This window comes from Amycolatopsis sp. CA-211722 (assembly GCF_056828465.1).
In genome coordinates this window covers 5,460,684-5,474,478 of sequence record NZ_CP184752.1, presented here as the reverse complement: position 1 = coordinate 5,474,478, position 13,795 = coordinate 5,460,684, and the positions used below count along the sequence as shown (strand labels likewise).

Sequence of the window (13,795 nt, the reverse complement as noted above, 5' to 3'; positions counted from 1 at the left end):
CACCACGCGGGCACCGCGGTCTGGCGGATTCGCGACGTCGATCTGGCTGGGGGCTGAAGGGGACTTTCACCGCGTCGCATGCGGCGATGGGCCCCTTCAGCCCACGGGGTCTAGCTGCGCGAGCGTTGGGTCACGACGATGCAGGCGACGACGATCAACGCGGTCACCGGCGCGGCGGCGGGGAGGTGTTCGCCGAGCAGCAGGACCGCCCAGACCAGGGTCAGCAGCGGCTGGGCGAGCTGCAACTGGCTCGCCCGCGCGACGCCGATCTCGGCCATTCCCCGGTACCAGGCCAGGAATCCGCCGAATTGCGAGACGAGCGCGATGTAGAGCAGACCGGCGATCCCCTCGCCGGTGACGTGCAACGGCTCGGTCGCGAGCCCGAAGACGGCGAACGAAGCGGTGACCGGGAGCGCGAGGACCAGCCCCCACGCGATCACCTGCCAGCCGGGCATCTCCCTGGCCAGCCTGCCGCCCTCGGCGTATCCGAACGCGCACAGCACGAGCGCGCCGAACAGGAACAGGTCCGCTGTGGACAGTCCGCCGCCGCTCTGCGCGACGGTGAACACCACGACCGCGCTCGCGCCGACCGCGGCGGCGAACCAGAACCGGCGGGACGGCCGGTTCCCGGTCAGCTTCGAGGAGATGACGGCGGTGGCCAGCGGCAACAGTCCGATCACCACGGCGGAATGCGCCGTCGACGACGTCTTGAGCGCGAGCGTCGTCAGGATCGGGAACGCGAGGACACAGCCGAGGGAGACCACGGCCAGGCCCCGCCATTGGTCGCGCCTCGGCAGGGGGACGCGGAAGACCCGGAGACAGGTACCGGCGACCAGCGCGGCGAGGACACTGCGCAGCCCGGTGGCGGTCCACGGATCGAAGCCCTTGAGCGCCCACACGGTGGCGGGGAACGTGAACGAGAAGGCGAGGACACCCAGCGCCGCCAGCGCGGTCCCGGAGCGGACCGCTACTGCCCGGTCCGCGATAGCGCTATCATCCAGTCTCATGTCCGATGGTAGCAGTGTCACCAGCCTGGTCATACAGCTGCGGTCCACTTTGGATCGCTATCCGATCGATGGAAAGCTGCCGTCCAGCCGGGAGCTGGTCCGGGAGCTGAAGGTGAGCCCGGTGACGGTGTCGCGCGCCATCGCCGCGCTGGCCGCCGAAGGGCTGGTGATCACCCGCCCCGGAGCCGGCGTCTTCCGCGCGCCGCCGCCCCGTGAAGCGGCGGTGTCCGGTGACGTGTCGTGGCAGGAGGTGGCGCTGAGCTCGCAGTCCGGCACCCGCGCGATCGACGCGAGCGGCGTGCTCACCGCGCTGAGCGACCCGCCGTCGGGCGTCATCGACCTCAACGGCGGCTACACGCATCCGAGCCTCCAGCCGGAACGCGAACTCGCCGCGGCGTCGGCCCGCGCCGGACGCCGTCCCGGTGCCTGGACGCGGCCGCCGATCTGCGGCCTGCCCGAACTGCGGGCCTGGTTCGCCCGCGACATCGGCAGCCCGGTGAACGTCGAGAACGTGCTGGTCACCTCTGGCGGGCAGAGCGCGCTGACCACGGCGTTGCGCGCGCTCGGCGCTCCCGGCGCGCCGGTGCTGGTCGAATCCCCGACGTACCCGGGGATGCTGGCCATCGCGCGGGCGTCCGGGCTGCGGCCGGTCCCGGTGCCGATCGACCGCGACGGCGTCCGGCCCGGACTGCTCGCGGACGCCTTCCGCGACACGGGCGCCCGGCTGTTCGTCTGCCAGCCCGCGTTCCAGAACCCGACCGGCGCGGTGCTGTGCGCCGAGCGCCGCGCCGAGGTCCTGCGGATCGCCCGGGACGCCGGTGCTTTTGTGATCGAGGACGATTTCGCCCGGCTGATGGCGCATCCCGGCAGCCCGGCTCCCCCGCCGCCGCTCGTGGCCGACGACCCCGACGGCGTCGTGGTGCACATCCGCTCGCTCACGAAACCGGCGTCGCCGAGCCTGCGGATCAGCGCGCTGGCCGCGCGCGGCCCGGCACTGGAACGCCTGCGCGGGCTCCACGCCGTCGAGAGCTTCTTCGTACCGCGGCCGCTGCAGGAAACCGCGCTCGAGCTGGTGAGTTCCCCGGCTTGGGGCCGCCACCTGCGGAGCCTCGCGGCCTCGTTGCGGGAACGCCGCGACGTCGCCGTCTCGGCGCTGCGGGAGTTCCTGCCCTCCTGGACCGCCGTCCCGGTCCCGACCGGCGGTTATCACCTGTGGCAGCCGCTCCCCGGCTTCGTCGACGAAGTAGCGCTGACCAGCGCCGCTTTCCGCGCCGGAGTAGCGGTCACCCCCGGCAGGATGTACTTCGCGGCCGAGGCTCCGGGGCCGTACCTGCGCTTGAGCTACGTCAGCGCCGCGACCGGCGCGCAGCTGCGGGAGGGGGTCCAGCGCCTTTCCCAGGCGTACCAGGAGATCCCCGGCTGACGTCTCGTACGATCGCGCACGGAGGCGACGAAAAGGCATGACACAGCCGGCGGCGACGCCGCACGATCCACCCGGCAGGCTCTGGGAGCTGCTCGAAGACGGCCAGCGCAAGGCGCTGCGGGCCGGGGCCGAACTGCGCCGGTACCCGGCGGGCACGGTGATCATCCGCGAGGGCGACCGGTCGGACTGGGTGCTGATCCTGATGACCGGGCGGGTCAAGATCACCTCGGTGTCCACCGGTGGTTACGACGCCGTGCTGGCCGTCCGCGATCCGGGCGACATCATCGGCGAGATGGCGTCGATGGACGGCAGCCTGCGCTCGGCCACGGCGATCGCCGTCGAGCCGGTCACCGGCCTGTGGCTGTCCTCGCGCGCGTTCAACGCCGTGCTCCGCGAGCATCCCGGCATCTCCGTGGTCCTGCTCCGGATCATCACCGCCCGCCTGCGCTACGCCAACTCGCGCCGCACCGAATTCGGGGACAGCACCGCCGCCGAACGCATCGCCGCGATCCTGGTCGACCTGGCCGAACGGTACGGCGTGCCCGTCGCCGACGGCACCCTGATCGCCCTGCGGATCAGCCAGCGCGACCTGGCCGGGCTCGCGTCCGCCTCGCGGGAAGCCGTCGCGCGGACCCTGCGGACCCTGCGCGCCGACGGGCTGCTGAGCACCGGCCGTCAGCGGCTGGTCGTGCGGAGCGTGAACGACCTCAGGCAGCTGGCGCCGGACGACCGCTGACCCGCCACGGCAGGCCGAAATGCCGTTCCACCCGCGCTCCGGTGGCCAGGAACAGCTTCCGCACGCGCGGTTCGTTCTCCGGATCGAAATCCGGGGTGGACTCGATCAGCGTCGCGAGTTCGCGGACGAGCTCGGCCGCGGACTTCCCCGGCACCAGCAGTACCCGCACCGGCGCGAGGCTGCGCACCGCGGGCGGTGGCGCGATGAGGTCGACCCGGGTACGGACCAGGCCGGTCAGCCTCAGCAGGCGGAGAACGGCGCCCGTCACCGCCCAGGCGACCAGTTCCGCCATGAGGACGGGCGACAGGATCAGCGCCACCCCGGCGGCCTGCCCGACGGCGATTCCCAGCATCAGCCAGTCCCCGAAGCCGAGGCGTTCCTCCTCCGCGGACCGGCCGCGGTGCCGGGTGAACGACACTTCGCGGTAGCGCTCGCTTTCGGTGACGATCGCGAGCGGGCGGATCCGGCGCAACCAGGGCGCGAACCGGCGCACGATCAGCCACTCCCCGCCTTCGGCGTCGGTCACTCGCATCGGGTTCCCTCTCGTCGGTGTGCACTGCTCCGACGAAGCGCCGGCCGATGCCGTTCCCCCGGGCCGGCAACCGCCGGTGGGCCCCGCCATCGGCCGGACCCACCGGCGCCACGACGCGAACCGGTGATCGGCCGCCCCTCACCCTCTCCGGATCGATCACCGTCATCGGCCCTCCCTTCCGATCTCGCGCCGTGTCCGACGGGAACGAGCCTGGCAGGGATGACCGAGTCGTTCTGCGTCACCTGACACAAAGCGCGAAACCGGGTTGTACGCGCCTTGTACGACGGCTGTACGAGCCGGAAGGACTCTGATGCCCCGTCACCTGAACCGAATCCAGGACGGAGTCATCCCGTGAAGATCTCCCGCGTCGCACAGGGCCTGTTCGCGGCCCTCGTCGCCACCGCGGCGGTCGGCGCAGCGCCGGCCACCTCCCTCGCCGCGCCGGCCACCGGCGACCGGTTCTCGGCCGCCGCGGTCGGGAACACGGTGGTGTACAAACAGAAAACAGAAGGTTACGACTGTTTCAGAATCCCCGCCATCGTCAAGGCGAACAACGGCGAACTGCTCGCCTTCGCCGAAGGCCGCAACGGCGGAGCCAGCTTCTGCAACGACCGCGGCGACATCGACCTCGTCGTGAAACGCTCCGCCGACAACGGAAAGACCTGGAGCGCCCCGAAGGTCGTCATCGAAGGTTTCGGTGACACCAAAGGAAACCCGACGCCGATCGTGATCCCGTCCACCGGGCGGATCGTGCTGCTCTCGGTGATGGAATGCGTCAAGAACCCCGACTGCAACCGGATTCCGCGCGTCTCGATCAGCGACGACCACGGCAAGACGTGGACCGCGCCCAAGGTGCTCACCACACAGCTCGGCTTCAGCGCCGCGCCCGGCTGGCTCGCGACCGGACCCTCGCACGGCATCGTGCTGACCCGCGGCGCGCACGCGGGCCGCATCGTCGCCGGGATGAGCTACACCATGGACGGCAAGAACAGCGGCTCGCTCATCTACAGCGACGACCAGGGTGTCACGTGGAAGCGCGGCGCCACCGACACCCCGGCGTCGACGGCCGGGCTGAACCCGCAGGAGATCAGCGTCACCGAACTGCTCGACGGCCGGGTCTACGCCGCGGCGCGCAACCAGGCCAACAACGACGACAAATGCCTCAGCGGTGGCGCCAAGAACCGCGCCTACGCCCTCAGTTCCGACGGCGGGGCGAGCTTCTCCACCAAGTTCACCTTCGAGGAGGACCTGATCACCCCCGTGGTGCAGGCCTCGACCGCGCGGATGACCGCGACCGACAAGGCGGGCAAGTACAACCGGATCCTGTTCGCCGCGCCGTCGGTCTGCGACCGCCGCAAGGAACTCGTCGTGCGATCGTCGTTCGACGAGGGCGCGAACTGGCAGGGAAACTCCACCGGAACGCTGGTCTGGAGCGGTGACGCCGCGTACTCCGACATGGTCCAGCTTTCCTCGGGTTCGGTCGGCGTGCTGTACGAAGCGGGTCCGGCGGGGAACGCCAACGAGACCATCCGCTTCTCGACCGTCACCGAGACGACCCTCGGCGCCCCGGTGTGCGGCGGCGGATACGGCGTGATCGACTCGGCCCCGCTCGGCACCGCCGGCACGGTTTACCTGTCCTACAACGCTTCCAACGGGCAGAACTGTGTCAGCACGATGAAGAGCGCGGCCGCGGGCACCGCGACCGCGACGTCGGCCTACCTCGAAGTAGCGGGCTCGTCCCGGATCACCGACTCCGGGTCGTTCTCGTGGTTCGCCGGTCCGGTGAAGGCGGCCGCTGCGGGCAAATGCGTGAAGTGGGGCGGTTCGGCGGGCGGGACGTCGTACAACAGTCCGTCGGAACACTGCGGCTGAGCACTGGGTCTCGTGAGTGGTAAGGACGGTTCTAACCGTCCTTACCACTCACGAGGTCACCTGCGGCGCGTCACCCACCAGAGCCGCGCGCCCAGCACCGCCGCGATCACGGCCGAGGCGGTGAGCCACCAGAACGTCGCCCGGAACGCCGAGTCCGCGCCCGCGGGCAACAAGTTCGCCAGCACGACGGCGAACAGGGCCGTCCCGGCGGCGCCGCCGACGCGGCTGACGATGTTGATCTGCGCGGCCGCGTCGGGCAACTGCTCCTTGGTGACGGCCGCGTACCCGGCCGTCGTCGCGGGCATCAGCAGGAACGCCACGGCGATTCCCCTGGCCAGCAACAGGATCTGCACGACGACACCGTCCGGCGGGAACCCGCCGATGGCGAAGGGAACGGTGGTGGCGAGCGTCGCGACACTCCCCCAGGCGGCGACCAGTCCCGCGCCGTAGCGGTCGGTGAGCTTGCCGGAGATCGGCAACGCGATCGCCGTGCCGACCCCGAGCCCCATCAGCAACAGCCCCGTCTCGACGACCCCGCTCCCGCCGAGCACCTGGAAGTACAGCGGCAGCAGGAAAAGCGCGCCGAACAACGCCGGAGCGGCGAAGAAGGACAACACGACCGCCGCGGTGTAGACGCGGCTCCGGAGCAACGTCAGGTCCATGACCGGGTTCTCCCGGCCCCACGTCCGCCGGACGAACAGCGCCAGCAGCACGACCCCCGCGACGAGCGGCACCAGCACCCCGGCACCGAACTCCTCACCACCTTCACCCCAGGTGGTGAGCGCGTACAGCAGGGCTGGGATTCCGGCGCTCACCAGGACGAAGCCGAACCAGTCCGGCCGGATCGCCGCGCCCTTCTCACCACGGGGAACCAGGCGCAGACCGAGTATCAGCGCGATCACGCCGACCGGGATGTTGATCAGGAACAGCCACTCCCACGAGAGACCACGCAGCAGGACGCCGCCGAGGACCGGGCCGAACGTCGGGCCGACGCTCATCACGATTCCCAGCGTGCCCATGACGCGGCCGAGCCGGGCGGGCCCGACCGCCTGGCCGAGCACCGTCTGCCCGGCGGGTAGGAGCAACCCGGCGGCGAGCCCCTGCAGCACCCGCAGCCCGATCAGCCAGCCCACGTTCCCGGCGAGCGCGCACAGCACCGAAGCGACGGTGAACGCCGCCAGCGAAGCCAGCCAGACCCGGCCGGCGCCGAACCGGCGGCTGAGCCAGCCGCACAACGGCAGCGCGACCGCGAGCGCGACCAGGTACGCGGTGAAAACCCATTGCACGGAAGCGATCCCGGCGCCGAGTTCACGGGTGAGCGTCTCGGCGCCGACCGCGAGGACCGTGGTGTCCAGCATGGTCATGAACGCGCCGAGCACGATCACCCAGGCCATCCGCCAGGCCTCGGCCGGAACCTTGTCCGGCGGCGGGGCCGCGTTCGCCCGTCGTTCCAGCGAAACAGCCATCGGAGTGTTCTCCTCACGTGCCCCAGGGATCTTGACCTGGCTCACGCTAAGACCTCGACTTAACTCAAGGTCAAGCGAAGATCACTTCGGCGGACGCTGCCGAGGGGAAAGCTTGGTGAGCGCCAGCTTCTCCAGCCCGCTCGAGATCTCCGCGATCCCGGCGTCGAACCGGTCCAGGTCCACCCCTCTGGCGGCCAGGTCTTCGCGGACGTGCTTCTCGACCTTCGCCCAGTCGTTGCGGTACTCGGTGGCGAGTTCCTTCCACGGCACGCCGGCCAGCCCGGCGGTGAGACCGCCGTCGTAGGCGAGCACGCCGCGCTCCATCAGGTACGCGATGCCCGGGTATCCGAGATAGCCCTGCCAGTAGGACCCGTTGTCGTTGGCCGTGATCGACCCCGCCGCGGGATCGTGGCGGACGTCGTACGTCTTGGCCTTGTCCGACGACGCGACCCGCGCGGTGTCGCCGTCGACCTCGACCCGCCCGTCGGCGACCGCGCCGAGTGCCTCGTAGATCTTGATGACCGGGGACGGCTTCCAGCCCGCGGCCACTCAGCCCTCCAGCCGTTCGAGCAGGACGACCTCCACCGTGTCGCCCTCCTCCTTGCCGATCGCCTTGCGCACGTCGGCCTTCACCGGCAGCTTGTGGGTGCCGTCGCCCAGCGCCATGAACGAACTCCGGAACGGATGCCCGTCGACGGTGCCACGAACCTTCACCAGCCCCTTGGTGCCGAAGAATTCGGCGGAGCCGGGCATGACCACGTACGTCCAGCCGCCCTTCTCCGGGCTCTTGAGCAGCGTCGCAGTGAACCGTTTGTCCATGGGGGCACCTTACGGCAGGGCACCGACAAAACGGTCCTTCAGAGTGCGACCCGGATGCGCACGCGGCGGCCGACGTCGCGGGCCCACGCCCGGATCGACGGCCAGTCCCGGAAGTCGCCCGCCCACGGGCCCGCGGCCATGATCTTCCAGAACAGGCCGCTCGCGGTGGCCGGGGTGAGCCTGCCGCCGAAGGTGGCCGTGCGCTCGGCGTCGATCCTCGCGGCCAGCAGGGCGACCCCCGCCGGGAGGCTCACCCGTTTGCCCGCGGCGAGCGGCCCGCACGGCCCGCTGTGGAACAGCCAGACCGGCCGGCCGCGGAGCGCTTCCTCGTGCTCGGCGAGCAGGCGCACCGCCTCCGGGCGCCAGCGCCGGTGGTACAGCGCGCTTCCGACGATCACCGCGCCGTACGGCTCGACGTCCTCGACTTCGGCCGCGTCCAGCAGATCGGCCGTCAGCCCGCCTTCGCGCAGCTCCGCGGCGATCACCTCGGCGATCTCCCTGGTCCCGCCGGACCTGCCGGCGTGGGCGACGAGCACTGCGGTCATGCCGCCATTGTCCGCGTGGCCGCCGGCCAAGCCACCGGCCGGCCCATCGACACGCCGCATTCGGCTCACCTCTTCACCCGTCGGTGCGCTACCCGGGAGGCAGGAACGCCGGTCTCGCCGCCGGATCGGGTTCGTCGTAGTAGCGGTGGAACACGGCGGTCTGCCCGCCGGACAGCGGCGGGACTATCCAGCTCCACTCGGCCTGGCAACGGCGTCCCGCGCGCTCCTCCTTGGCGACATGCGTGAGGAACCGCCGTGATTCGGTGTGGTGGTCGGCGACGGTCACGCCCGCCGCGTCGAAGGAGTGCTGGACGGCCAGCGTCAGTTCGACGAGCGCGCGGTCGCGCCACAGGGTGCGTTCCGACTTCGTCGACAGTCCCATCAGATCCGCGATCACCGGCAGCAGGTCGTAGCGGTCGGCGTCGGCCAGGTTGCGCGCGCCGATCTCGGTGCCGAGATACCAGCCGTTGAACGGCGCCGCCGGATAGGTGATCCCGCCGACGACCAGGCGCATGTCGCTGATCGCCGGTACCGCGTGCCAGCGCAGCCCGAGCCCGGCGAACCAGCGGTGGTCGGGATGCGACAACGGGACCTCCAGCACGGCGTCCGGCGGCAGCCGGAACAGGCGCCGCTCCCCCGGCCCGGATTCGATGAGCAACGGAAGGACGTCGAAGGATCCTTTGCGCTCGGGCGGACGCCAGCCGTGTTCCCGGACGATTTCGGTGAAGCCGGCGTAGCGCGGATCGCCCAGCACCGAGCCGTCGCTCAGCCGGTAGCCGGCGTACCGGACGAGCTGGTCGTTGTGGATCCTCGGCCCGGGCCCCGCCGGACCGTCCGGCGCGAACACGGTGATGGTCGGGCGGATCCGGCCGCCCCGGGTCGCTTCCCGCAAATGGGTGACGCACTCCTCGGCGATGGCGGCGGCTCCGGCGACGTCACGGCGGTCCCGCACCCTCAGCCCCTGCCAGTACAACCTGCCGATGCACCGGGCGGAGTTCCGCCAGGCGACCCGCGCGCCGAACTCGACCTCGGCCGTCGTCTGCCGGTACGTGCCGGTCTCGCCGATTTCGGCGCGAACCCGGTCGAGCCGCTCGCGTAGCCGCGTCGGCCCGCCGTCCGTTTCGGCGTGGAAGAGCCGAAGGAAGTCCTCCGCCTCGGCGACGTCCACGCTCCGTTCCCGCGACACCACCTCCGGAGGCAAGCGAGGGATATCCGTCACCCGCATGGAGGCCGTCGCCACCTCGGCTTCCCACTCTCCGAATTCGACGCCGGCACCGGCGGCGGGAACGATCACCATTCCTCCTGCACTCGGAAATGCCCGGAGAGATCATGCCTGATCGGCGAGATGGCCGGGTCCGGACCAGACGAAAGACGATACCCCACGGCAAGACCGCCACGATCCTCCAAATGGCAGAAGCTTCGTCCATGGTGACATTTCCGCAGCTAGAACGCTTGCAGACGACAATATTTGGAATTGCGTAAGACTTCGCAGGATATTCACCGAAATGACCCAACGCGAAATGATCACGCGCGGCCAAGATCACTTTATGATCGTCGTTAATCACTCTTTCGAGCGTATTCGACGACGAGCCCTTCTGTTCTTTCCCCGTGCCGGTGTATTGGCCCGCTCCGGGCGTCGCTAGAGTGCGGAGAGCGCCGACGGAAAGGAAAATCGTGGTCGACAGGCGGATTCCGGTCATCCTGGTCGCGGGCTTCCTCGGCTCCGGCAAGACCACCCTGCTCAACCACCTGCTGGCCAACCGGCAGGGCGCGCGGATCGGGGTCGTGGTCAACGACTTCGGCAGCATCGCGGTCGACGCGATGGCCGTCTCCGGCCAGGTCGACACCATGATGTCGTTCGGCAACGGCTGCCTGTGCTGCGCCGTGGACGCGAGCGGGCTCGACGCCATGCTCGCGAAGCTCTCCGAGGCCGAGGCCGGGATCGACGTCATCGTGATCGAAGCCAGCGGGCTCGCCGAACCGCGTGACCTCATCCGGCTGATGATCGCCAGCGAGAACCCCGCCATCGCCTACGGCGGCCTGGTCGAACTCGTCGACGCCGCCGAGTTCGAGTCGACCAGGAAGCGGCATCCGGAGCTGGACGAGCACCTCGGGTTCGCCGACCTGGTCGTGCTCAACAAGACCGACCGGGCCGACGAGGACACCCTGGCCAAACTGCGCGGCACGATCGACGAGATCGCACCCGGCACGCCGGTGATCGCGACCTCCCACGGCCGGATCGACCCTGCCCTGTTCTTCGACGCCCGGCCGCGCGAACGAGTGGGCCAGTTGTCGTTCGACGACCTCCGCGAGGAGGAGCACGACCACGAGCACCACTTCCACACCGCGTACGACAGCGTCGCCTTCACCACCGAACGGCCGCTGGACCCGCGACGGCTGATGGACTTCCTCGAACAGCGTCCCGGCGGGCTCTACCGGATCAAGGGTTTCCTCGACTTCGGCCCGAACGGCCCGCGCTCCCGGTTCGGCCTGCACACCGTCGGCTCCTTCATCCAGCTGGACCGGTCGGTGTGGCCCGCCGGCGTGGCGCGCCGGAGCGAACTGGTGCTGATCGGTTCCGGGATCGACACCGCGGCCGTCACCGCGCGCCTCGAAGCATGCGTCGCGGACGATCCCGGGCTCGTCGACGACCGGGCCATGCTGCGCGTGCTGCGGTTCATTCAGGACTGACCCGCCGAAGGCCGCCGATCTCGCGTGTCCAGGCCCGCATCTCACGTGATCAGAGACGTAACTCGCGTGATTGAGCCCGTATCTCACGTGATCGAGGGCGTAACTCGTCCCGGCGGCGAGTTACGCCTCCAAACACGCGAGTTACGGCTCCAAGCACGCGAGTTACGCCTCTGATCACGCGAGACACGCCGAAGGCGGAAATACCGAAGATCGCGGCGTGTCTCGCCGACACTGGCCTGCGGAAGGAATCTCGAGCTGGACCACCTGTATCGGGAGGACAGTTCCATGACGAACACCGCCGGACGCTGGTATCTGGTCGGCGCGCTGCCGGAGGACTCCCCCGCCGCGCATCTGATGACCCGCTCCGAAGACCTCCGTTACCGGCGTTCCGCCTGCGGGGAAAAGGAAGCCCGGCTCTGGACGCCGGTCGATCTCACCGCCACCGACGTCGCCCCGTGCCCCCGCTGCGCCGCGACCCTCCCCGGCCACCGGTCCACCCGCAAGGCCGAACCCGCCGCGAACACGCAACTCGCCTTCGACCTGCCGCTCTAACCCCACGCGTTTAGTCCTCTAGATGCGGTAGTTGCCCAGCGCAAGCACCGCATTCAGAGGACTAAACGCTGTCTTTCTTGGCCCGGCTCGGCGCGACCCGGGGCGGCTCGTTCGGCATCTTCGGGTAGACGGGCGGCCAAGGCGCGTCCATGAGACCGTTCGCCATGTCCTTTCTGGACATGGCGAGCAGCGGCTCGATCGACTGGGGTTCCGTTCCCGCCCAAGGGTCTCCGCGTTCGGCGAGCAGAGCGGGCACAGTGGACAGCGTGAGCTTGTCCGGCTCGACGGTCTCCAGTTCGTCCCAGCCGATCGGCGTCGAAACCTGCCCACCGACCCGGGGCCGGACGCACCACGCGCCGAACACCGTCCGGTGTGGCGCGTTCTGGTTGAAGTCGACGAACACGCGGGAGCCGCGTTCTTCCTTCCACCACTGCGCCGTCATCTCGTCCGGGTGGCGGCGTTCGAGCTCGCGGGCGAGCGCCACGGCGGCCGCGCGGACCTCGTAACCGTCCCACTTCGGTTCCAGCGGCACGTAGAGATGCAGACCGCGCGAGCCCGAGGTCTTCAGCTGCGCGGTGATGCCCAGCTCTTCGAGCAGGGCCTTCGACAGGACGGCGCCGTGCCGCAGCTCGGGGAACCCGATCCCCGGCGACGGGTCGAGGTCGATGCGGAGCTGGTCGCTGATGTCCAGCGCGTCGGCCCGGTTCGGCCAGACGTGGAAGCCGAGGCAGCCCTGGTTCACCGCCCAGATGATGTGCGCGAGGTCCTTGGCGACGAGCGCGTCCGAGGTGGTGCCGTTCGGAGTGGACACCACCGTCGTGGTCAGCCAGGCGGGCGCGTTCTTCGGGACCCGCTTCTGGAACCACGACTTCCCGCCCGCGCCGTCGGGATAGCGTTCCAGCAGCAGGGGCCTGCCGCCGAGCTGCGCCAGCAGCGGCACCGAGACGGCGCGGTAGTACTCGACGAGGTCCAATTTGGTCTCGCCGTTCTCCGGGAAGTAGACCTTGCCCGGATTGGACACCGTGAACTCGACGCCGTCGAGGTCCAGCGTGACCGGCTCTGCCTTCATGTCTCCCCCAGCTCGGTGAACAAGGTGGCCAGCTCGGCGGGCGGGACCTCTTCGAGCTGCGCGTACGTGCACGAGGCGGGTTCGCGGTCGGGGCGGAAGCGCACGAGCCGCCCGCCGTGCCGGAACCTCGTGCCCTCGACGTGTTCATAGCGGACTTCGGCGACCCATTCGACGCGGAGCGGCTCCCAGCTCAGGTCCTTGTGCGGCGCCCACCGGCTCCCCGCGCCCGGCATGCGCCCGCCCGCCTCTTCGTGGGTCTCGGCCCACTCGCGCCACGGATGGTTCTCCAGCGCGTTCTCCCGAAGCGGTGCGAGCTCGTCCACCAGCTCACGACGCCGCGCGGCGGTGAAACTGCTGGCCACGCCCACACTGTGGAGGACACCTTCGTCGTTGTAGAGCCCGAGCAGCAGCGACCCGACGCCGGCGCCGTCCTTGTGCCACCGGAATCCGGCGACGACACAGTCCGCCGTCCGCTGGTGCTTGACCTTCCACATCACCCGCTTGTCCTGTTCGTACGGCGCGTCGGCGGGTTTGGCCATCACGCCGTCGAAACCGGCGCCCTCGAACCGGGTGAACCAGTCCTGGGCGACGTCGGGATCCTCGGACAGCGGGGTGAGGTGGACCCGGGCGAGCTTCGTGTCGACGACGCCTTCGAGCAGCTTCCGCCGCTCCGCGAACGGCTCGGGCGTCAGATCCCGGTCGTCCAGCGCGAGCAGGTCGAACACCACGAAACTGGCGGGCGTCTCCGCCGCCAGCTTGTTCACCCGGGACGCCGCCGGATGCAGGCGCAGCTGGAGCGTCTCGAAGTCGAGCCCGCCCTCGGTGACCAGCACGATCTCGCCGTCGACGACACAGCGCTCGGGCAGGGCGTCCTTCAGCAGCTCGACCAGCTCGGGGAAGTACCTCGTGAGCGGCCTGTCGTTGCGCGAGCCCAGCACGACCTCGTCGCCGTCGCGGAAGACCACGCACCGGAAGCCGTCCCACTTCGGCTCGTAGAGCAGCCCCGGCGTGCGAGGCAGCTCGTGCACGGCCTTGGCCAGCATCGGCTTGACGGGTGGCATCACGGGCAGTTCCACGAGGCCG

14 protein-coding genes are annotated in these 13,795 nt (G+C 70.0%); 5 read left to right on the top strand and 9 right to left on the bottom strand.

Translation table 11 applies throughout. From position 1 onward, the window contains the following. Positions 1 to 110: 110 nt before the first annotated feature. A complete protein-coding gene (locus ACOCEP_RS26080) occupies positions 111 to 1,007 on the bottom strand; it encodes a DMT family transporter (RefSeq protein WP_482331619.1) in 897 nt (298 codons plus the stop codon). Here ACOCEP_RS26080 and ACOCEP_RS26075 point away from each other — a divergent pair. After that, positions 1,006 to 2,430, top strand: a complete 1,425-nt coding sequence (locus ACOCEP_RS26075) for an aminotransferase-like domain-containing protein (protein WP_482331618.1) — start codon at positions 1,006 to 1,008, stop codon at positions 2,428 to 2,430. The two genes, ACOCEP_RS26080 and ACOCEP_RS26075, sit on opposite strands and share 2 nt — an antisense overlap. A gap of 37 nt (positions 2,431 to 2,467) precedes the next feature. Continuing rightward, positions 2,468 to 3,166: a Crp/Fnr family transcriptional regulator gene (locus ACOCEP_RS26070; protein ID WP_482331617.1), complete on the top strand. Its 699-nt coding sequence runs from the start codon at positions 2,468 to 2,470 to the stop codon at positions 3,164 to 3,166. Here the strand turns inward: ACOCEP_RS26070 and ACOCEP_RS26065 are convergent. After that, positions 3,138 to 3,698: a hypothetical protein gene (locus ACOCEP_RS26065; RefSeq protein ID WP_482331616.1), complete on the bottom strand. Its 561-nt coding sequence runs from the start codon at positions 3,696 to 3,698 to the stop codon at positions 3,138 to 3,140. The two genes, ACOCEP_RS26070 and ACOCEP_RS26065, sit on opposite strands and share 29 nt — an antisense overlap. A gap of 351 nt (positions 3,699 to 4,049) precedes the next feature. Between ACOCEP_RS26065 and ACOCEP_RS26060 the strand changes: the two genes are divergently transcribed. Then, entirely contained in the window at positions 4,050 to 5,570 is a 1,521-nt protein-coding gene (locus ACOCEP_RS26060) for a sialidase family protein (protein WP_482331615.1), read from the top strand. A 56-nt stretch (positions 5,571 to 5,626) separates the two neighbouring features. Here ACOCEP_RS26060 and ACOCEP_RS26055 read toward each other — a convergent pair whose 3' ends face one another. The 5 genes from ACOCEP_RS26055 to ACOCEP_RS26035 form a co-directional block, all read right to left on the bottom strand. After that, positions 5,627 to 7,036 carry a DHA2 family efflux MFS transporter permease subunit gene (locus ACOCEP_RS26055; RefSeq protein ID WP_482331614.1) on the bottom strand — a complete coding sequence of 470 codons (1,410 nt, stop codon included), beginning with the start codon at positions 7,034 to 7,036 and terminating at the stop codon, positions 5,627 to 5,629. An 81-nt stretch (positions 7,037 to 7,117) separates the two neighbouring features. Continuing rightward, a complete protein-coding gene (locus tag ACOCEP_RS26050) occupies positions 7,118 to 7,585 on the bottom strand; it encodes a hypothetical protein (RefSeq protein WP_482331613.1) in 468 nt (155 codons plus the stop codon). Beyond that, positions 7,586 to 7,855, bottom strand: coding sequence for a DUF1905 domain-containing protein (locus tag ACOCEP_RS26045; protein WP_482331612.1), 270 nt, complete (start codon positions 7,853 to 7,855; stop codon positions 7,586 to 7,588). It abuts the gene before it with no gap. Between the two features lie 38 nt (positions 7,856 to 7,893). Then, on the bottom strand, positions 7,894 to 8,400 hold the full coding sequence (locus tag ACOCEP_RS26040; protein WP_482331611.1) for a flavodoxin domain-containing protein: 507 nt from the start codon (positions 8,398 to 8,400) through the stop codon (positions 7,894 to 7,896). 88 nt (positions 8,401 to 8,488) lie between these two features. Further along, the gene (locus ACOCEP_RS26035; RefSeq protein ID WP_482331610.1) at positions 8,489 to 9,697 is read right to left on the bottom strand and encodes a nitric oxide synthase oxygenase; all 1,209 of its coding nucleotides are present in this window, start codon (positions 9,695 to 9,697) and stop codon (positions 8,489 to 8,491) included. 377 nt (positions 9,698 to 10,074) lie between these two features. Here ACOCEP_RS26035 and ACOCEP_RS26030 point away from each other — a divergent pair, with 377 nt between their 5' ends. Then, entirely contained in the window at positions 10,075 to 11,091 is a 1,017-nt protein-coding gene (locus ACOCEP_RS26030) for a CobW family GTP-binding protein (protein WP_482331609.1), read from the top strand. Positions 11,092 to 11,376: 285 nt separating this feature from the next. Beyond that, entirely contained in the window at positions 11,377 to 11,643 is a 267-nt protein-coding gene (locus tag ACOCEP_RS26025) for a hypothetical protein (protein ID WP_482331608.1), read from the top strand. Between the two features lie 61 nt (positions 11,644 to 11,704). On the opposite strand, the gene ligD is transcribed toward ACOCEP_RS26025, so the two are convergent. After that, entirely contained in the window at positions 11,705 to 12,712 is a 1,008-nt protein-coding gene (ligD, locus tag ACOCEP_RS26020; protein WP_482331607.1) for a non-homologous end-joining DNA ligase, read from the bottom strand. Next, a complete protein-coding gene (locus ACOCEP_RS26015) occupies positions 12,709 to 13,788 on the bottom strand; it encodes an ATP-dependent DNA ligase (RefSeq protein WP_482331606.1) in 1,080 nt (359 codons plus the stop codon). Before ACOCEP_RS26015 ends, ligD begins: the two co-directional genes overlap by 4 nt. Positions 13,789 to 13,795 lie beyond the last annotated feature (7 nt).